Below are 22,131 nucleotides of genomic sequence, written 5' to 3'. Positions count from 1 at the left end.
AACCGAGGTGTCCCTTCATGAACCTGTTCACGCCCCTGACCCTGCCCAACGGCGCCGTGATTCCCAACCGCCTGGCCAAGGCCGCCATGGAAGAAAACATGGCCGACGCCGATCACGCCCCGTCCGCCGAACTGCTGCGCCTGTACCAGGCCTGGGCCGAAGGCGGTGCCGGACTGCTGATCAGCGGCAATGTGATGATCGATGGCCGCGCCATGACCGGGCCCGGCGGCGTAGTGCTGGAAGACGACCGCCAGCTCGACCGCTTCCGCCACTGGGCCCGGACCGGCCAGGCACAGGGCGCGCAGTTCTGGCTGCAGCTCAACCATCCCGGGCGGCAGATGCCGGCCAATCTCGGCCAGCCGACCTGGGCGCCCTCCGCCGTGCCCTTGGCCCTGGGCAACATGTCCCGCCACTTCACCGAACCGCAAGCCATGGACGAAGCGAAGATCGCCGAGGTGATCTGGCGCTTCGCCAACAGCGCGCGCCTTGCCGAGCAGGCCGGTTTCAACGGCGTGCAGATCCATGCCGCCCACGGCTATCTGCTCAGCCAGTTTCTTTCGCCCCTGAGCAACCAGCGCAACGACCAATGGGGCGGCTCGCTGGACAACCGCGCCCGCCTGCTTATCGAAGTGGTGAAGGCGGTGCGCGCCGTGGTGTCGAGAGACTTCACCGTGGCAGTCAAACTCAACTCCGCGGACTTCCAGCGCGGCGGCTTCAGTGCCGAGGACGCCCGTGAGGTGGTCCTGCGCCTGAATGACCTGCCCGTGGACCTGGTGGAGCTGTCCGGCGGCAGCTACGAGGCGCCAGCCATGCAGGGCGACGCCCGCGACGGCCGGACCCTGGCCCGGGAGGCCTACTTCATCGAGTTCGCCAAGGCGCTGCAAAACGTGGCGAAGATGCCGCTGATGGTCACCGGCGGCATCCGTCGCCGCCCGGTGGCGGAACAGGTGGTCGCCTCCGGCGTGGCCATGGCCGGGATCGGCACGGCCCTGGCCATCGCCCCGGACCTGCCCCGCCAATGGCAGCAGGGCCAGGACAGCGCCCCGGCCCTGCGTCCGATCACCTGGAAGAACAAGGTCCTGGCGTCGATGGCGAACATGGCGGCGGTGAAGTTTCAATTGCGGCGCCTGAGCCGGAGCCGGCAGCCCCGGCCGCAGGTCGCGCCAGCTTGGGCGTTGCTTGTCCAACAGATTGGCAACCTGTGGCAGGCACGGCGCTATCGGCGCTGGGTCCGCAACCTTTGCCATAAACCCGGCCGGCCTACCGCCTGACCTACAGTAAATCCTCCGTGCCAACCGGCAAACTTCGGATGGATATGGGCAAGTCCTTGGCTCATGGCGATGAACAGCGAAAGCGGAACCGGGGTCGGCTCAATCGCCGAGACCGGCTCTCCCAAGGCTGTTTGGATTTCATCCATGATTTCACGCGTGGTTGCCATGATTCGCGGGGTGGGGACCCGCCTGATCCGCCACCAGGCAAGCGGGCTCGCTAGGGGTATGTAAATCAGGCTCAGCAGCAGGCGCCCCCCCCAGCGCAGGGGATTGAGCAAGCGGTTAGCCCAACTGCCGTTGCCTGGCTTGACCGGGCGGAGCTGGCGGGCTAACCACGGCAGGCGCCCAGCCGGTCACAAGGTAATATCCGACATGCGCCGAAAAATGCACCTGACCCCGATGACACTGGCATCGGCAGACTGGGGACGGGTGACACACAGCCAGCTATGCACCGTGATGCTCCGCTGAATACCCATGGCCCTCAGTCTGCTGATCAACGGGATTAGCTTGTCGCCCTCCTTGGCAATGTCCGGTCTGGGGTCGTCGATGTGGATCGAGATCGTCGACTTGCGATCGAAGCTGAGGGACTGTTTGTCGCCAACCGGCAGGCAAAAACCCTTGAAGCCCAATCCCAGATACATCAACGAGCCTAAAACGGCAGCGGCCACCAACAGCAGGACAGGAAAGAAGTCCTTGGCGGGAATCGCGTCCAGCGTGTCGTATTCGTACATCCCGACTGCGAGCAATTGGAATGCCAACTGGAAGAACACCACCACCGAGGGCACCACGCTCATCAGCAACAGCAGCCGGACCAGCCGGATATTGAACACCTGCAACACCCGAACGTGCCAAGGGCAATCCAGACACTTGATCAGGTCCCGGCCGTTGCGCTTGGCCCACACCAGCCACAACGCATAACCGCAAAAGGCCAAGCCGATCGGCATGATAAACAGCGATGCAACGAATTCGTAACTCACCAACAGCTCTAACGACTCGACAACGAACATCCGGCACTCTCGATACCAAAGCAAAAAGCCATCATACCGGAACGGCTTTTGCCCCCTTTCACCATTCTGTCAGTGCTGAAACACCTCGCTACGGTGATAGGCCAAGTAGACCGCCAGGGCATCCGTCATCCAACGCAAGGACCTCGGCAACCCCAACGCCACCCGATGCACGTCGCTCATCCAGTGCGACACCAGCATCTGCCCCTGCTCATCGAACGAGATCAACCCGCGGTAGAACAGCACATCCAGGTTCGCCGACAACAACAGGCCATTGTTCGGATCCAGCCGCTCGGCCGCCGTCGCCACCGCCCACGGCTTGATATGTGAAGCCCGCAGCACCTCGCTGCACGCCAGCCCGGTCACCGCACAGGCCCCGCCCCAGTTTGCCAGCAGGTCCTGGCGAAATTTCCCGCGCCCACGGCGGGCTTGAAGGTTGGTCAGTTGCTCGGTCACCGGCTCGCTGCCTTCAAGCAACGCATCCCGGTCCGACGCCACCACCGGCTCGGTCGGCGCGCAGTGGATGGCATCGATCAAGCGCGCCCAACGCTCGCCCCTTTGCGCCTGCGGAACGGCATCCATGATCCGCCCGACCAGGGCCAGATCCAGCTCGCTAGTGCCAGCGGACGCCAGTTTGTCCGCTCCATTGAGGACACGCGGATCCAGGGTCACCGGCTCGTCGAACCACCAGAAGTACTCTTCAGGGCAGATCCAGCTCGGAATGCGGTGCAGGTTCTGCTTCCAGTTCCTGATGAAGTGGTGACGGTCATCCTCGTGGATGCGCCGCACCTTGGTCACCGACCAGGCTTCTTCCCAGAGGTCCTGCAGGGCCAGCTTCTCGACGATCTGCTGGCGCTGCGGCAACAGGCGCTCGTCGAACAGGCCAACGGCATTACCGGCGATGCCCACCAATTGCAGGATGCCGTTGTGCGCGGCGGTCATGAAGACGAAGGTCTGGCCGGCATTTTCCACCAGCGGCGCGTTGCCGGCGCCGTCGGTGTGGAAGACCCGGTAACGCTGATTGCCCTGGCGCAGGAGCAGGCGCGGCGAGTTGTTCCACTCTTCGTGGCCGTAGCCGTTTTCCCTGGCGTAGCCACTGGTGGCGAAACCACCGGACGGGGCGATGTAGTGGTTGGTGTTCCAGAACACCGGTTTCTGCAGGAATAACGCCATGGGACTCGGGATCCTTAGTACAACTCGCTCGCAGGGAGCGCTGGATTTGATTTGTGGGCAAATGATAGCAAAAAGACACCAGCCATAGGAGGGACCGTGGCGTCACTCAATAAATACCTATTCCTGATTTTGAGAAGCCAATAAATACATAACTCGCATAATTAGCTTAGAACCAAAAAGCCTTTCCCACCAACCCGCTCCCGCGCCTATCGTTCTACCCCAAGACCCGACCCCACTCCCGGCGGAGGCCGTCCCCAACGACCTCAACCGGAGTAACCGCACCCATGATCCCCCTGTTTCACAACGCCCCCGCCCCGCTCCAGCTCGATGCCGATGTGTTGGTGATCGGCGGTGGCCTCGCGGGCACCTGGGCTGCCGTCGCCGCTGCCCGTGAAGGCGCAAAGGTGGTACTGGCCGAGAAAGGCTGGTGCGGCAGCAGCGGCGTGACTGCCACCGCCGGACCGGGCCATTGGTGGGTGCCACCGGAACAACGTCAATCCGCGATCGCCAAACGCATCGACAGCGCCGCCGGACTCGGCGACCCACGCTGGATGGCGCGGATCCTCGACAGCACCTGGCACTCCCTGCCGCAACTGGAGCGCCTCTACCACTTCCCCACCGACGACCAGGGCCGCAAGCAATACCGCGCCCTGCGCGGCCCAGAATATATGCGCGCCATGCGCCAACTGGCCCTGGAACACCGCGTCACCCTGCTGGACCAGAGCCCGGCCCTTGAACTGCTGCGCAACGAGACCGGCGAACTGGCCGGCGCCCGCGGCTGGCAGCGCCAGGTCAAGCGCGAATGGCAGGTCAAGGCCCCGGCCACGGTGCTGGCCACCGGCGGCTGCGGGTTCATGTCGCGCCTGCTGGGCAGCCATACCAACACCGGCGACGGCTACCTGCTGGGCGTGGAAGCCGGCGCCGAGCTGTCGGGGATGGAGTTTTCCGCCTATTACTGCATCGCCCCGGCCGGCAGCACCATGACCCGCTCGATGGTCTACACCTTCGGCCGCTATTTCGATGCCGCCGGGCGCGAACTGGAGATCCCCCAGGGCCCGGACTTCAACAACGCCCTCGCCCGCCATCTGCTGCAAGGTCCGGTGTTCTGCCGCCTGGACCGGATCCCGGCCGATGTCCGTGCACGCCTGCCCTATGTGCAACCCAACCTGATGCTGCCCTTCGACCGCCTCGGCATCGACCCCTACCGCGACAAGTTCCCGGTGACCCTGCACGGCGAAGGCACCATTCGCGGCGTCGGCGGCCTGCGGGTGACCGATGACCACTGCCAGACCACCGTCCCCGGCCTGTTCACCGCCGGCGACGCCGCCAGCCGAGAGGCGGTAACCGGGGCAATCTCCGGCGGCGGCGCAGTGAACTCGTCATGGGCGCTGTCCAGCGGACAATGGGCCGGAACCGGCGCCGCACAGTACGCAAGACGCAATCGTACCGTGATACGTAACGTGGCACGATACGCAGAAATTCCATTTTCCCCTTCCAATGCCGATTACCGCGAGACGATCCAGGCCGTGCAGAACGAGCTGCACCCTTACGACAAGAACCTGTTCCGCACGGGCGCCCAATTGCAGCGCTCCCTGCACGTACTGGACAACCACCGCGACCGCCTGCACACCCGCTCAACCCATGGCGACCCCACCATCCTGCTGCGCTGGCGCGAAACCGAAGCCCTGCTGGCCAGCGCCCGCTGGTGCTACGCGAGCGCCCTGGCGCGCAAGGAAAGCCGCGGCATCCACCAGCGCGAGGATGCTCCTGGCCAGCACCGCCGCTTCGACGCCCACCTGCGCAGCGGCGGACTGGACACGCCCTGGGTCCGTCATGACCCGGTCCCGCAAGCCGAGGAGGTCCCGGCATGATCGAACTGATCTTCAACGACCGCTGCAGCGGCTGCACCCACTGCATCAGCGTCTGTCCCACCGACGTCCTCGCCCTCGGCGACGACGGCAAGCCGCGCATCGCCGACCAGGCTGCCTGCCAGACCTGCTTCATGTGCGAGCTCTATTGCGCCAGCGATGCGCTCTACGTGCACCCCGACTGCGAGCGGCCGGTCAGCCTCGACCCGGCGCAGATCCTCGCCAGCAACCTCCCCGGCCAGTACCGCCGCGACTCCGGCTGGGACGAGTTCGCCACGGACCCGCGCTATGAAAACCAGCACTGGCGCATGGAACACATCTTCGCCCTGGCCCGCGAACTGACCACCTCTTCTCCTTCCCCTGACACAGGATCCCGTCATGAGTGAATCCCTCAATCAACTGCTTGCCGAACTGCACGCCGAGCGCGTGCGCACCTGGGCGCCGGAAGCCCTCAAGGTCAATATCGACCAGCGCCAGCGCCTGGTGGACGAGGCCGACCCGCAGCGCTTCATCAAGGCCGGGGACCTCGTCGAGCCGTTCGAACTGCTCAAGGTCGAAGGCGGTACCCTGGACCTCGACCAGTTGCTCGACAACGGCCCCGCCGTGCTGGTGTTCTTCCGCTTCGCCGGCTGCCCGGCCTGCAATATCGCCATCCCCTATTACCAGCGGAACCTGCAACCGGCCTTGCAGCGCCGCGGCGTACCGCTGGTAGCGATCAGCCCGCAGGTGCCGGAACGCCTGATCGAGATCCGCGACAAGCACCAACTGACCCTGCAGGTCGCCAGCGACACGGACAACCAGCTCGGCCGTCGCTTCGGCGTGCTCTACAGCTTCGACGAAGCCTCGCGCCAGGCCGCATTGGCCAAAGGCAACGGCATTGGTGAAGTGACCGGCACCGGGACCTGGGAACTGCCGCAGCCCACGGTGGTGGTGATCGGTCGCGATCGCCGGGTGCACTTCGCCCAGGTCAGCCCGGACTGGCTGGTGCGCAGCGAGGCCCAGCCGATCATCGATGCGGTGGACGCCGCCCTCGATGCCGACAGCCTGCAAGTCCGCCACGCCTGGGCCTGAGCCCATCCCTTTTCCGCACGACAGGAGTTGCAGCATGAGCACACGGCACTTGCACCTTGGCGCCATCCTTACCGGCGTCGGCACCGACCAGCAGGAATGGCTGGACCCGGGCATCCCCGGCAACGCGAGCATCGATATCGACTGGTACAAGCAGCAGGCCCAGGCGGCGGAAGCGGCGAAGTTCGACTTCGTCTTCATCGTCGACAGCCCCTACATCACCCCGGATTCGGCGCCGCACTTCCTCAACCGCCTGGAGCCGCTGACCCTGCTGTCCGCGCTGGCCGGTGCCACGGACAGGATCGGCCTGGTGGCGACCCTGACCACCTCCTACACCGAACCCTTCAACGTCGCCCGCCAGTTCGCCTCGCTGGACCAGATCAGCCATGGTCGCGCCGGGTGGAACGTGGATACTACCGGCCTGGAAGGCGCCGCTGGCAACTTCGGTCGCGAGCAGCATATCGACCATGGCGAGCGCTATCGCCGGGCCCACGAGCATGTGGCGGTGGTCCAGGGGCTGTGGGATTCCTACGAGGACGACGCCTTCCCCCGTGACCGGGCAAGCAAGCGTTTCCTCGATCCGGCAAAGCAGCATCGGCTGGATCATCGCGGCGAGTTCTTCTCGGTCACCGGCCCGCTGAACATCTCCCGCTCGGAACAGGGCCAGCCGGTGATTTTCCAGGCCGGCGTTTCAGAGTCCGGACGCGGGCTGGCAGCGCGGATCGCCGAAGGGATCTTCGCCGGGGTCGACAATTTCGATGATGCCCGCGAGTACTACGCCGATATCAAGCGCCGGGCGGCGGAGGCCGGGCGCGATCCGGCGCAGGTGCTGGTGTTCCCGGGGATCACGCCGATCATTGCCGACACCGATGAAGAGGCGCAGGCGATCCTCAAGGCGCGGCATGGCGAGCTGGATCTGGGCAAGGCGCTGGTGCAACTGGGGCGGCCGTTCAACTACCACGATTTCAGCCAGTACCCGCTGGATGAGCCGTTCCCGGAGCTGGGTGACCTGGGCAGCAATGGCTATCGCGGACATGCCGAGAAGATCAAGCGGGTGGCGCAGGAACAGGGGCTGACCTTGCGCGAGACCGCGCTCAGGTTCGCCAGGCCGTTTACCGGGTTTGCCGGGTCGGCACGGACGGTGGCTGACGAGATTGAGCGTTGGTTCAGGGATGGCGCGGTGGACGGATTCAATGTGCATGTCGGTGCACCGGCGGCGTTTGCCCGGTTTACCGAGGAAGTGCTGCCGATCCTGCGGGCGCGGGGTCTGTTCAGGAAGGACTATGCCGACACGACCCTGAGGGGCCATCTGGGGCTGGAGGTGCCGGTCAACCGGTATCAAGTGGAACCGGCAGAAGCCATAGCCTAGAAAAAGTGCGCCAACTGCCACCACAGGCGTGGCTGGCGTTCGCTGGCAGCCGCACCCAGTTGCTCACCCAGCTTCCAGCCTGCCAGCGCACTGAAGCTCCACACCCGGGTCGACCGGCCCGCTCCCAGGCCGGCGGCAGACAGCCGACGGGGCGCGGTATCGATGCTCAGGGCCGGTGCATTCAGGCGCTTCGCCATGGTCGGCGAAGGTAACCAGGCGCCAGCTATCGGTCAGGGCGTAACGCAGCTCGGCACTGGCCAGCCAACGACCATGTGCCACTTCAGCACAAGCCCTTTAGCGAAGGCCCGGCGAGGCAAAAACAGGCGGGGAAGTGGGGTTTATTGATGTAAATGAGCATTCCGAGCCCGTTTTTAACGCAGCATGGACGAGCTCGGATGCTTTTCGTACAGAGCCTAGAAGAACCTCACTACTTGCGCCCACACCCGCGGGCTGCGGTCGACATCGCTCTGCGGGTCATCATTGCCCAGCTTCCAGGCGGCCACCGCATTGACTTGCCAGCCATACGCAGCCCAGCTTGCGCCAACACCCGCCGCCGACAGGCGGCGGTGGTTTTCGCCATTGCTCCAGGTGTCCTTGTTCAGGCGCACTTCGCCGTGGTCGACGAAGGTACTCAACTGCCAGGCGTCGGTCAGGGCGTAGCGCAATTCGAGGTTGGCCAGCCAGCCCTGGTCGCCAGACGCCTCGCCCTGCGGATAGGCACGCACGCCGTAGGCGCCGCCGAGGCTGATCTTTTCCGAGCTATCGAGGTTGCCATCGGCCCACTGGCCTTGCAGTTGGCCATACAGGCTGAAGCGCTCGGTCAAGCGTTGCAGGCGCACCAGACTGGGGTTGAGCTTGTGGAAGCGGCCTTGCGTGCCAGCGGTCAGGTCGTCGATGGTCTGGTTCAACTGGCCGTCGATATTCAGGCTGCCCTGGCTCCAGGCCAGGGCGAAACTGTTTACGCCACCGCCGAGCAGGGTGTCGCGGCTGTTGCCGTTGAGGGTGGCGATGACCACGCGGGAGCGCTTGTCGCTCTTGCTGCCGAACAGGTCGATATCGTCCTTCAGGCGCTTGTCGTCGAACTGCACTTGCGCGTAGAGGGAAAAGTCACGGCTGCGCACCAGCGGCTGGATCGCGTAAAGGCTGCCGATCCGGGCATTGCCGTGGGCCTTGAGGTCGTCGAAGTCCTTGGCCAGCTGGTAGTCCATGTCCGAATAGGCCACACCGACCTGGGTGGCCCAGGGGCCGATCGGCAACTGGTAGGCGATGCGCCCGTACTGCTGGTCTTCGTCCGAGCCCATGGCCCGCAGGGTCAAGCGGTCGCCCAAACCCAGCGGGCTGTTGACGTTGAGCGTGCCGCCCAGGCGGTATTCGCCGGTGAAACGGTTGCCGTAGTTGTCGGCATCCACCGAACCGGACAGCAGCGGGCCCGGCGTGACATCCACCAACAGATCGGTAGCACCTACCGAAGCACCCGGCTTGAGCGTGGATTTCACCTCCACCCCTGGCGTATCGGACAGCAACAGCAGGCTGCGTTCCAGCTCGGCCGAGCGCACGGCGTCGCCGCTTTTCAGCGCCGTGAGCGGCGTCAGCGCCTTATCCGAGACCCGCGAGGTGTTGTTCACGCCGACCTCGCCGAAGCGGCCTTCCATCACGGCAATGCGCACCACGCCGCCGTCGATCTCCTGCGCCGGAACGTAGGCTCGGGCCAGCGGGTAACCGCGCTCGCGGTACAGCCGGGTGATGCGGTTGGCGCCAGCCTGCAGTTCGCCCAGGGATACCGTGCGGCCTTGCAGGTCGCCAAGCAGGGGCAGCAGCTCGTTACTGCCGATGGCGCCGTTGCCCTCCAGGGTGAAGCCGTTGACCTGCAGGCTGGGACCCTTGGCCGTCACTGCGGCCGACGGCGTATCGGGCAGGTTCAGCTCCAGTCGCTGCTTGCCAGGCAGTTGCAGCGGGAGCTGGTCGATGTTCTGTTGCGACTGGCCGGCGTCCGGCAAGGTGGCCGCCATCACGGACAGCGACAGCAGGGACAGGCCACCGCCGATCAAAGAACGAACGAAACGCATGAATCAGATTCCTTCTGGCAGGCGGATGCCTTGGTTGACGACGTGCAGGTTGAGGCGCTCGTCGGACGGGTTGGTGATCAGCAGGTCGTGGCTCAGGCCCTGAGGTTCGCTAGCCTCTTGTGTGGCCTGGCTCGATACGATCTGGCCGTTGGAGGCCTGTACGCCGAGGTAATCCTGACCCATCACCGGCAGGCTCGGCTCGCTCAGTGCAGGGAGCACGAACAAGATGCCGTTCTCGTACCGAATGGTGTAGTTGCTTAAGTCAGCACCGGTGGCAGCGCTGGCCACGATGGCGTGGGAGCCGGCGGCGGCACTGGCCGCTTCGCCGCTGCTGGCGAGGCTGACCGACGCCACGCTGTCGCCGGCGACCAGGCCGCGGCTGCTGTAGCCGTTCAGGACGATGCTCTGCCCGGCAATCTTGGCAGCGTCATCGGCGGCAATGGTCAGTGCCGCCCTGGCGATAGCGGCCTGGGTGCTGCTGGTATCGCTGGCCAGGACGTAGTTGCCGGCATCGGCACCGCCGAGGGTGATCCCGATAATGGCGACCGATTTGGCGGCGCCGGCATTCTTGTCGGCGAAGGCGCCGCTAGCCGAGGCCACGCTCAGCTCGTCGTTGCCGAAACGACCGGTGAACGCGGCGGCGCCGGTGTTCACAGTGGCATCGGTGGTGCCGTCATAAGTGCGGTTCTGCGCGGTGATTCCGGTCACGCCACTGATGCTGGCCTTGGCGATATCGGCGCTGCTGGTGGCGGTGTTGTCGGCCAGGGTGTAGTTACCGGCATCGGCACCGCCCAGGACGATTCCGGTGATATCGACCGTCTTGCCGTTGCCGGCGTTCTTGTCGGCGAAAGTGCCACTGGCCGAGCTCACGCTCAACTCGTCATTGCCGAAACGACCAGTGAACGCGGCAGCGCCGGTGTTCAGTCCAGCAGCGGTGGTGCCGTCGTAGGTGCGGTTCTGCGCGGTGATGCCGGTCACACCACTGATGCTGGCCTTGGCGATATCGGCGCTGCTGGTGGCGGTGTTGTCGGCCAGGGTGTAGTTACCGGCATCGGCACCACCGAGGACGATATTGTCGATGTTGACGGTCTTGCCGTCGCCAGCGTTCTTGTCGGTAAAGGCACCGCTGGCCGAGGCCACGCTCAACTCGTCATTGCCGAAACGACCAGTGAACGCGGCGGCGCCGGTGTTCAGTCCAGCAGCAGTGGTGCCGTCGTAGGTGCGGTTCTGCGCGGTGATGCCGGTCACACCACTGATGCTGGCCTTGGCGATATCGGCGGTCGTGCTGGCGGTGTTGTCGGCCAGGGTGTAGTTACCGGCATCGGCACCACCGAGGACGATATTGTCGATGTTGACGGTCTTGCCGTCGCCAGCGTTCTTGTCGGTAAAGGCACCGCTGGCCGAGGCCACGCTCAGCTCGTCGTTGCCGAAACGACCAGTGAACGCGGCAGCGCCGGTGTTCAGTCCAGCAGCAGTGGTGCCGTCGTAGGTGCGGTTCTGCGCGGTGATGCCGGTCACGCCACTGATGCTGGCCTTGGCGATATCGGCGGTCGTGCTGGCGGTGCTGTCAGCCAGGGAGTAGTTGCCGGCATCGGCACCACCGAGGACGATATTGTCGATGTTGACGGTCTTGCCGTCGCCAGCGTTCTTGTCGATAAAGGCACCGCCGGCCGAGGTCACGCTCAGCTCGTCGTTGCCGAAACGACCGGTGAACGCGGCGGTTCCGGTGTTCAGTCCTGCAGCGGTGGTGCCGTCGTAGGTGCGGTTCTGCGCGGTGATTCCAGTCACGCCACTGATGCTGGCCTTGGCGATATCGGCGGTCGTGCTGGCGGTGCTGTCAGCCAGGGTGTAGTTACCGGCATCGGCACCGCCGAGGACGACATTGTCGATGTTGACGGTCTTGCCGTCGCCGGCGTTCTTGTCGGTAAAGGCACCGCTGGCCGAGGCCACGCTCAGCTCGTCGTTGCCGAAACGACCGGTGAACGCGGCGGCGCCGGTGTTCAACGTGGTATCGGCGGTGCCGTCATAAGTACGGTTCTGTGCGGTGATGCCAGTTACGCCACTGATGCTGGCCTTCGCGATATCGGCGCTGCTGGTGGCGGTGTTGTCAGCCAGCGTGTAGTTGCCGGCGTCGGCGCCGCCCAGGACGATTCCGGTGATATCGACCGCCTTGCCGTTGCCGGCGTTCTTGTCGGCGAAGGTGCCACTGGCCGAGCTCACGCTCAACTCGTCATTGCCGAAACGACCGGTGAACGCGGCAGCGCCGGTGTTCAGTCCTGCAGCGGTGGTGCCGTCGTAGGTGCGGTTCTGCGCGGTGATGCCGGTCACGCCACTGATGCTGGCCTTGGCGATATCGGCGGTCGTGCTGGCGGTGCTGTCAGCCAGGGTGTAGTTACCGGCATCGGCACCGCCGAGGACGATATTGTCGATGTTGACGGTCTTGCCGTCGCCGGCGTTCTTGTCGGTAAAGGCGCCGCTGGCCGAGGCCACGCTCAGTTCGTCATTGCCGAAACGACCAGTGAACGCGGCGGCGCCGGTGTTCACAGTGGCATCGGTGGTGCCGTCATAAGTGCGGTTCTGCGCGGTGATTCCGGTCACGCCACTGATGCTGGCCTTGGCGATATCGGCGGTTGTGCTGGCGGTGTTGTCAGCCAGGGTGTAGTTACCGGCATCGGCACCGCCGAGGACGATTCCGGTGATGTCGACCGTCTTGCCGTCACCAGCGCTCTTGTCGGCAAAGGCAGCGCTGGCCGAGGTCACGCTCAACGTGTCATTGCCGAAACGACCGGTGAAGCCGGCGCTACCCGTGTTGAGGCTGACATCGGTAGTGCCGTCATAAGTGCGGTTTTGCGCGGTAATACCGGTCACGGCACTGATGCTGGCCTTGCCGATGACATAGCTGCCCTCGACAACCTCGATGTCATAGCCCTGCTGATCGGAATACAAACCGGTCAGCCCCAGGCCATAAGTGCCTGCATTGCGCGTGGAAACACTGGAGTAGCTGGCGCTGCCCTGCAGGTTGGCACTGCTGTCGGAGAGGCTGTGGCTTACCCCTGCGACCGTGCCGCTCGTGCCGTCATAAGTCTTGCCGGTAACATCGTCGACCGTGACAGTCACTGACTTGAGAAGACTGCGCAGCAGCGGGCCAGAATAGCCGTCATAGATTCGCCAGGCAGCGTTCGAACCGCCGGTAGTGGCGATGCTCCAGCCAGTGAAGGTGGAAGCCTGGGTCAGCTGATTCCGGTTTTTTCCAGTGCCGAGCGAGTTGCCGCTGAATAATCCCGTATTGGCGCCGCCGTTGTTGATTTCCGCGCCATTGGCGTCGGTGGTGGCGTAGAAGCTGCGCGCCACGACGCCGCCGCCATTGTTCAGTCCAGCCAGACCACCGAGTGCACCAGTGCCACTCACGCTACCGGTTGCGAATGAGTCATCGATCCGGGCGCCATTGAAGCCGATCAGACCGCCAACATAGGCGCCTCCTGTCACGTTGCCGGAGGCATAGGTGTTGATTACGTTTTGCTCGCTGTAGCCAGCCAGGCCGCCAACACTAGAGTTGCCGTTCACCGCGACAGCGGCATAAGCACTATTGATCAGCCCGCCACTGCTACCCACCAAACCGCCGACGTTGCTATTGCCCGTCACGCTGCCCGTGACATAGACATTACTGAGGGCGCTGTAACTTCTGCCAACCAGGCCGCCGACGTCGTTATTGCCCACGACAGTGGCGCCCACCAGACCGATATTGCGAATCACACTCCCGACGTTGGTGTAGCCAAACAGGCCGACGGAGTCGGTGCCCGTGCGGTTGATGGTGAGCCCTGTCACGGCATGGCTGCCGCCGTCCAATTGCCCGGTGAAACGGTTGCCGGTGTCGCCCACCGAAACGAAGCCTGCCGTGCTCCACATGCCGCTGGCATTGCTGCCCGCGGTAGCGCTGGCATCGATATCGCGTGCCAGGGTGTAGCTGGCACCGAGGCTGTAGGCCATCAATTGCAACTGGTGGTCGTTGCCGACGCTGGTGCTGTATTCGCTGGCGAGGAAGGGGCGCGTCTGGCCCTCGATCATGATCCAGCCATTCGCACCTGTGGTGTAGACGTTGCCAGTGCCGGCGACGAGGCTCCAGGTGCCAAGGTTGCCATAGCTGCTGTGGTTGTAGCGGTTGCTGGAGGTGACGGCGCTCACGTTTACGCCATTGAAGAAGTCGGAAAAGTTGGGTTTGGCGCTGCCAGTGCTGTCGCTGTCCCAGTTGGACTCGCCTACAAAGCCGAAGACGGTGTTGCTTCCGACCAGACCACCGAAGAAAACATCTCCCGACTGGACTAGACCGGTGGCATAGGCGAACCTGACGGTCATTTCGTTGCTTCCGACCAGCCCGCCGACCTCTACCTGGCCCGTGACGTTGCCAGTGGCATAGGCGTTGTTGATGATGCCCCTGTTGACCCCGACCAGCCCTCCGACGGAATTTTGACCCGTGACGCTGCCAGCGGCATAGGCGTTGGTGATGGGGCCGTCGTTGATCCCGACCAGCCCTCCGACGCCCGCCTGGCCATTGACTGTGGCAGTGCTAAAGACGTTGCTGACTGTTGCCTGGTTGACTCCGATCAGCCCACCAACTGTGTTCCCGCCTGTGACGCTACCACCGACCAGGCCAATATCGCGGATCACGCTGCCGCTGTCGGCGTAACCGACCAGACCGACATTGTCGGTCCCGCTACGGTCGATAGTGAGGTTGGAGAGGGTATGACCCAACCCGACCAGTCGGCCAACGAACGCTTCATTCCAGGTCCCCACCGGCACCCAGTTACTGATGCTGCCCAGGTCGATATAGCTACCCACGGCGTAGTTGCCGTGTCGGTTGTCGTTTATGGCTTGCAGCGCCTGGGCATCGTTGACCACGTTGTAGGTGAACGTGTTGCCGGCCAGGCCTTTCTGCGTGCTGAAGTTCAGCCCGCTTTGCAGATTGATCGGCGCCTTGAGGTTGTAGTCCGCCGTGCCACCACTGATGCTGGCCTGGCCGTACTTCAGCGCGACCTTGCCATTGGCGTGCCGGGCAGTAATGGCGGCGTTGATATTGATGTTGTTATGGGCGCTGAGAGTGAGCGGGGTGCCCGCATTCCAAGTCACGGCGGCGTTGACGTGGATATCGCCCGGTTCGGCGCCGGTATTGGTGGCGACGGTTTGCAGGGTGACGTCGGTGCTCGCCAGGTTGATGGAGAGCGTGTCGGCGCCCATGCCACTGTCAGTCTTGGCTGTACCGCCCGCGCTGACGGTGAAGTCGGTAGGGTCGATCAGCCAGGTACCGGTCTTGCCATTCTGGGCCAGGGTGGTGACCTTGGCGCTGTCCGCCACCTTGACGTGAGCACCCGAGGTTTCGACAAAACCGCCGTTGCCGCCGCTCGCCGCACTGGCGTCGAGGGTGCCGGCCACCTGTACGCTGCCGCCATCGAAGCTGCCAAGCAGGACGATCTTGCCGTTCTTCTCGCCAACCGTCTGCGCTTCGATGGTGCCGGTGTTGTTGACCACGGTGTTGATCAGCACGTCACCGGCATTGGCAGTGAGCAATACCTGGCCGCCATCGGCCTTGATCAGCTGGTGGTTTTCCACCAGCGCATCGACCACCGCCTCGTCCACCTGCACGTTGAGCAGACCGTCGCCGGCAAAGTCCAGGGTCACCGCATTGCCCGCCGCCAGGGCCACGCTGCCCTGGTTGGCGACGATCACCCCGTTGTTGCTGACCGTGCCGCCGAGCAGGGCGACGCTGCCGCCATCGGTGGCGCTGATCTTGCCGTTGTTGACCACCGCAGCGTTCTTGCCGTTGCCCTTGAACGCGTAGTTGCCGGCCTCGAAGTCGCGGTTGCTGATGTCCAGGGTCGAGGCCACCAGGCCGCCGACATTGACCTGGGCGTCCTTGCCGAACAGTACGCCGTTGGGGTTGACGATGAACACCCGGCCATTGGCATCGAGCTGGCCCATGATCTTCGAGCCATCGGCGCCCAGAACCCGGTTCAGCGCAACCGAATCGCGGCCGGGCTGGTTGAAGGTCACCTTGTTGCCGGCGGCGATATCGAAGCTCTGCCAGTCGATGGCGAGCTTGTTGCTGGCCTGGTCGATAACCATCTGGTTATTCGCCGGCAAGCCGATCTGCCCCTGCCCCGCCGTCACCTGGCCGCCAGTCGGTAGATCGGCAGCATTGGCCAGTGCCGGCAGCAGCAGGATCGCCGCCAGCACTGCGCCAGCGCCCTTGCCCCGTCGCCGGGCATGTTCATCGGCAACGCTCCAGTCGCCGAGGTTTGGGTTCCAGACGAGGGCATAAGTGCGGTTCATGGGGGCTCCCTTTAGCGATCAAGGCGCAGGCGCGTGCTGACCAGCAGGCCTGGCAAAACGCTATTGGACGTGAAGGTATTGGCCACTGGCTATCACTGAAACTAGGTAATTTCACACCGGGGCGTGGCAGCGCTATACCTGATTCTGGCGATGGTCGAAGGCCACTATCGCGTGTCGAATTCGCGCATCTTCCACTTACTGCCACGGATTGCCTGCCGCCCATGCGGCTTGTTGTCCTGAGCCTGCTGCTGGTCCTGCTGCCGTGGCTTGCGAGCCTGGCGCAGGCGAGCTGCCAGACCAGCATCAGCCGCGTCCTTGTCGCCCTGAGCAGCACATTGAGTGTGCGGTTATCCACCCTGCCCGCCCGCGCCTGGCCGGTGTCATCACTGATGAAATAGCGCGCATCCAGGGCCAGCTTGCCCGGCCCGACCTTGCGGCTGCCAAGCAGGCCGAGGTAATGCTGGCCGTAGACCTGGTCCAGCTCGCCATACTGGTAGCTGAGCACCAGGTCCGGACTGAGCGCGTAATCCACGCCGCCCATGCGGAAGTCGTCAGCCTCCGGGGTGCCGCTGAAGCGCCGGTTCTTGTTGACCAGGCCTCGCTGTGGGAGTAGTCGCGTTTGGTGGTGCGGTTGATCTGGGCGTAGGTGAAGGTCAGGTTGTCCAGTTCCTTCGAGGTCAGCACGCCGCCCTGGAAGGTCTGCGGCAGGATGCGCCCGGTGCTGGAAGCGATGGTCGGGTACTTGAGCAACTGGGTGCCGATCTTCAGCTCGGTCTTCGACAGGCGAACCTTGCCGGCGACGCCGAATTTGCTGTACTCGTCGGACACCCGGCCGTCGTCGCCTACCGGCAGCAGACCGGTACCGCTGCGACCGGCCGAGGAGTCGAGCTTGAGGCGGAGCATGCCGATGGCATCGCCGCCGAAGCCCAGGGTGCCCAGGGTGTAGCCGGAGCGGAAATCGAGGATGAAACCCTGGGCCCATTCCTCGCGCTTGGAGATCCCGGCATCTTCGCGGAAGTCGCGGTTGAGGTAGAAATTCTGGGCCTTCAGGGTGGCCTGGCTGTCGTCCAGGAAGCCGGCGGCATGGACCTGGAGGGACAGGGGCAGCAGGGTAAGAGCAGGCAGGATCTTGTTTTTGTTGTGCATGGCTGGTCCGTTGGGCCGGATCGGAGTCCGACCTTTTCTGTTTATGTTGTTTATCAGGGCCCTATCGCTGCATGGGTATCTACACATCTTTTGAGGCGAGAAAGCCCGTCAGTAGATCGCATCAGGGCTGACAGGTGCTTGGCACGACTTCTCTAGCGCCCTTTAGATCGAGCGCCGCCCGCGCGGCGCATCGCCGGCAACGCCGGCTCCCACAAGGTCAGCGGTGTACACGATACCTGTGGGAGCCGGCGTTGCCGGCGATGAGGCCCTCGAGCAAAATGCAATACTTAAATATTCAATCAATTTTTAATTCCTAAAAATAATAATAAAAATAGATCAAAACAGTATTTCTGCCCCTCCCTCCCCCCTTGTTACAGTCCCTCCAGACCCGACCCCTCGCACGGTGGAGGCGCCCGATTCATCCACCTGCGAGTACGCCCCGATGAGCCACAGCATTACCCGCCTGCCGAACCACAACCATCGCCTGCAACTGAGCGCCCCGACCACCCACGCCAATCTCCACGCCGAACGCCTGCACCGCAAGCAACGTCTCGCCGCGTCCTACCGCCTGTTCGCCGAACTGGGCTTCGAGGTCGGCCTGGCCGGGCATTTCACCGCCCGCGACCCGATCGAGACCGAGCATTACTGGATCAACCCACTGGGCGTGCCGTTCTCGCAGATCCGCACCAGCCATCTGCTGCGGGTTAACGGCCAGGGGGAAGTAGTGGAAGGCGATGGCCTGCTCAATACCAGCGCCCTGGAACTGCACTACGAGTTGCAGAAAGCCCGTCCGGAGGTGGTCGGCATTGCCCATCTGCACGGGTTTCATGGCCGGGTCTGGTCGTCCCTGGGCCAGCTGTTCCAGCCAATCACCGCCGAGTCCTCGGCCTTTGTCGGTGAGCAGGTGCTGTTCGACCGTCACGCCCTGCACACCAACGATCGCGACCTGGTGGCCCACGCCTTCGTCGAGACCTTCGCCGACAACAACCTGCTGGTCTGGCAGAACCACGGCCTGTGGACCACCGGGCAGACGGTGGAGAGTGCGGCGTGGCGCTTTATCCTCGCCGATGACACCGCCCGCGCCCATCTGCTGGCGTACTCCGCCGGCCAGCCACGGGTTCCGGAACTGGGCGAGGACAGCTTCAACCCGGCCCAGCGCGAGCTGTTCGGCTGGCTGAACTTCCTGCCGCTGTGGGACCGCATCGTCCAGCAACAACCCGACCTGCTGGACTGAGCCATGAACATCGACCTCCACCGCCGCCGCTTCCTCAGCCACAGCGCCCTGCTCGGCCTGGCGGCGGGCATGGCACCGGCACTGGCGAGCACTGCGCAAGCGCTGCGGGTGTGGCGCTACAAGGGCCAGGCCGCCAGCTTTCTCGGCGATGCCGGCCAGGCCGCCACGCCCTACCCCGTGGAATGGGTGGATATTCCGGGCGGAGCCATGGTCCTCGAAGCCTTCGCCAGTGCCAGCCTGGACTACGCCTTCATGAGCCCGGTGCTGCCCCTGTTCGCCAGCGCCGCCGGCAATCCGCTGGTGCTGATCGCCAGTTACCAGGGCGAGCAGAACCGCAGTGGCCTGATCGTCAAGCGCGGCAGCGGCATCCGCTCGATCGCCGACCTGAAGGGCAAGCGCATCAGCTTCGTGCGCGCCACCGACACCCACTACCTGGTGCTCAACCTGCTGCGCGACACCGGCCTGACCCTTGCCGATATCCAGGCCCGGCCAATGCCGGCGCGGGATGCGCTGATCGCCTTCCAGAACGGTCATCTCGACGCCATCGTCGCGGGCGGGATCGGGGCCCTGCAGGCGCTGACGCAAATGGACGGTGAGTGGCTGGCCGACGCAAGCCGCTACCAGTGCGGCAACTACCTGATCGCCACCAGCGCCAAGGTGCTCGCACAACCGGGCAAGCAGGCACAGATCGCCGACTTCCTGGAGCGCGAGCGCGCCACCTGGGACTGGGTGGAACGCCACCCCGAGGCCTGGGCCGCGCGCAACGAAGCCCTGACCGGGATCTCCCGCGAGCTTTACCTGCAACAGTTCAACCAGCGCCAGCACCCGTGCCGCCTGCTACCGGTGAGCGATGAGGACATCGCCGCGCAGCAGCGCATCGCCGACCTGTTCCACGACAGCGGTCTGCTGCGCCAGCCGCTGACGGTCCGCGAGTTCTGGGACCGGCGCTTCACTTCCTTGCTCAGCGGCCAGGGATCCGCCGCGGCATAAGCGTACCGGCGCGCGCCGGACGAGACACAGGCACGCCACACCACGGGAGCAATGGACCTCCCGCGGGCCCGGCCATGCCTGGAAAACCTGAAACAACCTATGAGAGCCCGTTCGATCGCACATCCAGGGCCTGACTGCCAATCGAACCCTTAGGAACCGTCATGAAGTCCGTACTCACCCCTTTGTCCATGGCCCCGGCGCTGTTCGCCGGCTACCTGCTCAGCCCCCTGGCGCTGGCCGCCGACAGCGATACCGCGCTCGGCACGGTGATCGTCACCGGCTCGCGCGGCAGCGAAGTGCGCACCGTCACCAGCAGCCCGGCACCGATCGATGTGATCGACAGCAAGCAGCTCGAACAGACCGGCTCCAGCAGCCTGCGCGAAGCCCTGCAGAAGACCCTGCCGTCCTTCTCCCAGCGCCCCTCCGGCACCTCCAACGACAGCGTCGCCCGCCCCTACAGCCTGCGCGGCCTGAACGGCTCCAACGTGCTGGTGCTGGTCAACGGCAAGCGCCGCCACAACAGCTCGGTGATCAACCTCGACTCCACCGCCGCCTACGGCACCAACCCGGTGGACCTGGACATGATCCCGGTCAGCGCCATCGACCATATCGAGGTCCTGCGCGACGGCGCCTCGGCGCAGTACGGCTCCGATGCCATCGCCGGGGTGATCAATATCATCCTCAAGCAGCACGACAACGGTGGCTCGGCCAGCACCCAATATGGCCAGTACTACGAGGACGGCGACGGCGGCAACCTGCGCCAGACCCTCAACCAGGGCCTGGTCCTCGGTGATAACGGCGGCTTCTTCAACTATGCCCTGGACGCCAAGTCGGTACAGACCGCGACCCGCTCCCGCGAGGCCACCGGCAACCTGTATTTCGCCGGCGACCCGCGCAACGCCACCGCCGATCGCGAAGTGCAGAAGAACGGCCTGCCGAAGATCAAGGCGATCAACCTGTCGTACAACGCCGAGCTGCCGGTCAGCGACGACCTGACCCTGTATTCCTTCTCCACCATTAGCCAGCGCGACGCCAAGGGCGGACAGAACTACCGGCGGCCCAACTCCACCAACATCATTCCGGAGATCTACCCGGACGGCACCGCGCCCTTCTATACCCTCAAGGAAACCGACTACCAGGCTGCTGCCGGCGGCAAGGGCCAGATCGCCGACTGGCACTGGGACCTCAGCTCCACCTTCGGCCGCGCCAAGAGCCAGGCCGGGGCCGACGAAACCCTCAACGCCTCCCTGGGCCCAAGTAGCCCGACCCACTTCGATACCTACAGCAACACCTTCGACCAGTGGACCAACAACCTCGACCTGACCCGCGCCTTCGAGGTCGGCCTGAGCAAGCCGCTGCAAGTCTCCTGGGGCCTGGAACACCGTCATGAGCGCTACAAGACCGAGTCGGACGACCCGCTCTCGTGGATCAACGGCGGCTATATCTACCCCAGCGGTCCGCTGGCCGGGCAGCCCGGCTCGGTGGGGGCCCAGGGCGCGATCACCCTGACCCCGGAAGACGAAGGCCAGGCCAGCCGCAACAGCTACGCCAGCTATGTCGACCTGGGCATCAACCCTACCGAGAAGCTCTACCTGGGCGCCGCCGCACGCTTCGAAAAATACGACGACAGCAGTGGCAACACCCGCAGCGGCAAGCTCACCGCGCGCTATGACTTCACCCCGACCTTCGCCGTGCGCGGCACGCTGAGCAATGGTTTCCGCGCGCCGTCGCTGTCCCAGTCGATCTACGCCCAGACCGCCAACCAGTACACCACGGTCAATGGCGTCTCGCAGTTCGTCGAGGCCAAGACCGCCCGGGTCGATTCGGCCCTGGCCAGGGCCCTCGGCGCCGAGGACCTGAGCCCGGAGAAGTCGCGCAATATCAGCCTCGGCCTGACCTGGCAGCCACTGGCCCAGGCCAGCGTGACCCTGGATGCCTACCAGATCGAGATCCGCGACCGCATCGCCCTGACCGGCTTCCTCTACGGCAATGGCGTCGACCAGATCCTCGCCGACAACGGCTACAAGCCCGGCTACCGCATCAAGTACTTCACCAACGCCGCCGACACCACCACCCGCGGCGTCGACCTGGTGGCCGACTACCGGGTCGACTATGGCCAGTTCGGCCGGGTGAAATACGGTATCGGCGCCAACTACAACAAGACCGAGATCGACGACATCAAGCAAACCCCGGCCTCGCTCAAGGCCGCCGGCAACAACCTGGAACTGTTCGACCGGGTCGCCCAGGGCTACCTGACCGTGGCCAACCCCAAGACCAAGCTGATCCTCAGCGCCAACTGGCAGATCGAGCGCTTCACCGTGAATGCTGCAGTGACCCGCTACGACAAGGTCGTGGCCCGCGACGCCAACCCCAACTATGACGTGACCTACGGCGCCAAATGGCTGACCGACCTGGAAGTGGCCTATGCGGTCACCGACAACTTCGACGTCGCCGTGGGCGCCAACAACCTGTTCGACGTGCGCGCCGATAACAACGCCTTCCCGGCCGGCGACGTCAACGGCTTCCCGAAATTCGGCTCGATCTCGCCCTTCGACCCGTACGGCGGCTTCTGGTACACCCGCATCGCCTACAACTTCTGACCCCACCGAACAAGCGCC

Annotated in this window: 14 protein-coding genes and 1 pseudogene; 8 read left to right on the top strand and 7 right to left on the bottom strand. The window is 64.5% G+C overall.

Translation table 11 applies throughout. From position 1 onward, the window contains the following. The first annotated feature begins 17 nt into the window (after nt 1-17). On the top strand, nt 18-1,271 hold the full coding sequence (locus PSEMO_RS06515; protein WP_075802328.1) for an NADH:flavin oxidoreductase/NADH oxidase family protein: 1,254 nt from the start codon (nt 18-20) through the stop codon (nt 1,269-1,271). A gap of 353 nt (nt 1,272-1,624) precedes the next feature. Here PSEMO_RS06515 and PSEMO_RS06510 read toward each other — a convergent pair whose 3' ends face one another. Further along, on the bottom strand, nt 1,625-2,278 hold the full coding sequence (locus PSEMO_RS06510) for a hypothetical protein (protein ID WP_075802327.1): 654 nt from the start codon (nt 2,276-2,278) through the stop codon (nt 1,625-1,627). 69 nt (nt 2,279-2,347) lie between these two features. Beyond that, the gene (locus PSEMO_RS06505) at nt 2,348-3,448 is read right to left on the bottom strand and encodes an HNH endonuclease (RefSeq protein WP_075802326.1); all 1,101 of its coding nucleotides are present in this window, start codon (nt 3,446-3,448) and stop codon (nt 2,348-2,350) included. A gap of 284 nt (nt 3,449-3,732) precedes the next feature. On the opposite strand from PSEMO_RS06505, the gene PSEMO_RS06500 reads away from it, so the two are divergent. The 4 genes from PSEMO_RS06500 to PSEMO_RS06485 are packed head-to-tail and all read left to right on the top strand — an operon-like array spanning nt 3,733 to nt 7,753. After that, nucleotides 3,733-5,319 carry an FAD-dependent oxidoreductase gene (locus PSEMO_RS06500; RefSeq protein ID WP_075802325.1) on the top strand — a complete coding sequence of 529 codons (1,587 nt, stop codon included), beginning with the start codon at nt 3,733-3,735 and terminating at the stop codon, nt 5,317-5,319. Next, the gene (locus tag PSEMO_RS06495) at nt 5,316-5,702 is read left to right on the top strand and encodes a 4Fe-4S dicluster domain-containing protein (protein WP_075802324.1); all 387 of its coding nucleotides are present in this window, start codon (nt 5,316-5,318) and stop codon (nt 5,700-5,702) included. The genes PSEMO_RS06500 and PSEMO_RS06495 overlap by 4 nt, the downstream gene beginning before the upstream one ends. Further along, entirely contained in the window at nt 5,695-6,387 is a 693-nt protein-coding gene (locus PSEMO_RS06490; protein WP_075802323.1) for a peroxiredoxin-like family protein, read from the top strand. Before PSEMO_RS06495 ends, PSEMO_RS06490 begins: the two co-directional genes overlap by 8 nt. Nucleotides 6,388-6,421: 34 nt before the next feature. Then, nucleotides 6,422-7,753 carry an LLM class flavin-dependent oxidoreductase gene (locus tag PSEMO_RS06485; RefSeq protein WP_075802322.1) on the top strand — a complete coding sequence of 444 codons (1,332 nt, stop codon included), beginning with the start codon at nt 6,422-6,424 and terminating at the stop codon, nt 7,751-7,753. Here PSEMO_RS06485 and PSEMO_RS06480 read toward each other — a convergent pair. From PSEMO_RS06480 to PSEMO_RS34170, 5 genes and pseudogenes are all read right to left on the bottom strand, one after another. After that, the gene (locus PSEMO_RS06480; RefSeq protein ID WP_075802321.1) at nt 7,750-7,950 is read right to left on the bottom strand and encodes a hypothetical protein; all 201 of its coding nucleotides are present in this window, start codon (nt 7,948-7,950) and stop codon (nt 7,750-7,752) included. The two genes, PSEMO_RS06485 and PSEMO_RS06480, sit on opposite strands and share 4 nt — an antisense overlap. A 216-nt stretch (nt 7,951-8,166) precedes the next feature. Beyond that, nucleotides 8,167-9,819, bottom strand: coding sequence for a ShlB/FhaC/HecB family hemolysin secretion/activation protein (locus PSEMO_RS06475; RefSeq protein WP_075802320.1), 1,653 nt, complete (start codon nt 9,817-9,819; stop codon nt 8,167-8,169). A gap of 3 nt (nt 9,820-9,822) precedes the next feature. Then, nucleotides 9,823-16,143 (bottom strand): YDG domain-containing protein, encoded by a 6,321-nt coding sequence (locus tag PSEMO_RS06470; protein WP_081430209.1) that lies wholly within the window; start codon nt 16,141-16,143, stop codon nt 9,823-9,825. Beyond that, the gene (locus PSEMO_RS34175) at nt 16,082-16,684 is read right to left on the bottom strand and encodes an OprD family outer membrane porin (protein ID WP_075802318.1); all 603 of its coding nucleotides are present in this window, start codon (nt 16,682-16,684) and stop codon (nt 16,082-16,084) included. Before PSEMO_RS34175 ends, PSEMO_RS06470 begins: the two co-directional genes overlap by 62 nt. 95 nt (nt 16,685-16,779) lie before the next feature. After that, nucleotides 16,780-17,289 (bottom strand): annotated as a pseudogene (locus tag PSEMO_RS34170) (OprD family outer membrane porin); the annotation flags it as partial. Nucleotides 17,290-17,731: 442 nt separating this feature from the next. Between PSEMO_RS34170 and PSEMO_RS06455 the strand changes: the two are divergent. From PSEMO_RS06455 to PSEMO_RS06445, 3 genes are all read left to right on the top strand, one after another. Next, nucleotides 17,732-18,523, top strand: coding sequence for a class II aldolase/adducin family protein (locus tag PSEMO_RS06455; RefSeq protein WP_075802316.1), 792 nt, complete (start codon nt 17,732-17,734; stop codon nt 18,521-18,523). A 3-nt stretch (nt 18,524-18,526) separates the two neighbouring features. Then, on the top strand, nt 18,527-19,513 hold the full coding sequence (locus tag PSEMO_RS06450) for an ABC transporter substrate-binding protein (RefSeq protein ID WP_075802315.1): 987 nt from the start codon (nt 18,527-18,529) through the stop codon (nt 19,511-19,513). 161 nt (nt 19,514-19,674) lie between these two features. After that, complete coding sequence (locus tag PSEMO_RS06445; RefSeq protein ID WP_075802314.1) at nt 19,675-22,113, top strand: TonB-dependent receptor plug domain-containing protein; 2,439 nt, start codon at nt 19,675-19,677, stop codon at nt 22,111-22,113. The last annotated feature ends 18 nt before the right edge of the window (nt 22,114-22,131 follow it).

The organism is Pseudomonas putida (genome assembly GCF_001941965.1).
Lineage (GTDB): Bacteria > Pseudomonadota > Gammaproteobacteria > Pseudomonadales > Pseudomonadaceae > Aquipseudomonas > Aquipseudomonas putida_L.
This window is presented reverse-complemented; position numbering and strand designations above follow the sequence as displayed.

What these genes read in the sequence shown, in the direction of transcription:
- PSEMO_RS06490 (WP_075802323.1), top strand. Translation starts at nt 5,695, where the DNA reads ATGAGTGAATCCCTCAATCAACTGCTTGCCGAACTGCACGCCGAGCGC.
- PSEMO_RS06455 (WP_075802316.1), top strand. Translation starts at nt 17,732, where the DNA reads ATGAGCCACAGCATTACCCGCCTGCCGAACCACAACCATCGCCTGCAA.
- PSEMO_RS06450 (WP_075802315.1), top strand. Translation starts at nt 18,527, where the DNA reads ATGAACATCGACCTCCACCGCCGCCGCTTCCTCAGCCACAGCGCCCTG.
- PSEMO_RS06515 (WP_075802328.1), top strand. Translation starts at nt 18, where the DNA reads ATGAACCTGTTCACGCCCCTGACCCTGCCCAACGGCGCCGTGATTCCC.
- PSEMO_RS06445 (WP_075802314.1), top strand. Translation starts at nt 19,675, where the DNA reads ATGAAGTCCGTACTCACCCCTTTGTCCATGGCCCCGGCGCTGTTCGCC.
- PSEMO_RS06500 (WP_075802325.1), top strand. Translation starts at nt 3,733, where the DNA reads ATGATCCCCCTGTTTCACAACGCCCCCGCCCCGCTCCAGCTCGATGCC.
- PSEMO_RS06480 (WP_075802321.1), bottom strand. Translation starts at nt 7,950, where the DNA reads ATGGCGAAGCGCCTGAATGCACCGGCCCTGAGCATCGATACCGCGCCC.
- PSEMO_RS06505 (WP_075802326.1), bottom strand. Translation starts at nt 3,448, where the DNA reads ATGGCGTTATTCCTGCAGAAACCGGTGTTCTGGAACACCAACCACTAC.
- PSEMO_RS34175 (WP_075802318.1), bottom strand. Translation starts at nt 16,684, where the DNA reads ATGGGCGGCGTGGATTACGCGCTCAGTCCGGACCTGGTGCTCAGCTAC.
- PSEMO_RS06510 (WP_075802327.1), bottom strand. Translation starts at nt 2,278, where the DNA reads ATGTTCGTTGTCGAGTCGTTAGAGCTGTTGGTGAGTTACGAATTCGTT.
- PSEMO_RS06495 (WP_075802324.1), top strand. Translation starts at nt 5,316, where the DNA reads ATGATCGAACTGATCTTCAACGACCGCTGCAGCGGCTGCACCCACTGC.
- PSEMO_RS06485 (WP_075802322.1), top strand. Translation starts at nt 6,422, where the DNA reads ATGAGCACACGGCACTTGCACCTTGGCGCCATCCTTACCGGCGTCGGC.
- PSEMO_RS06475 (WP_075802320.1), bottom strand. Translation starts at nt 9,819, where the DNA reads ATGCGTTTCGTTCGTTCTTTGATCGGCGGTGGCCTGTCCCTGCTGTCG.
- PSEMO_RS06470 (WP_081430209.1), bottom strand. Translation starts at nt 16,143, where the DNA reads ATGAACCGCACTTATGCCCTCGTCTGGAACCCAAACCTCGGCGACTGG.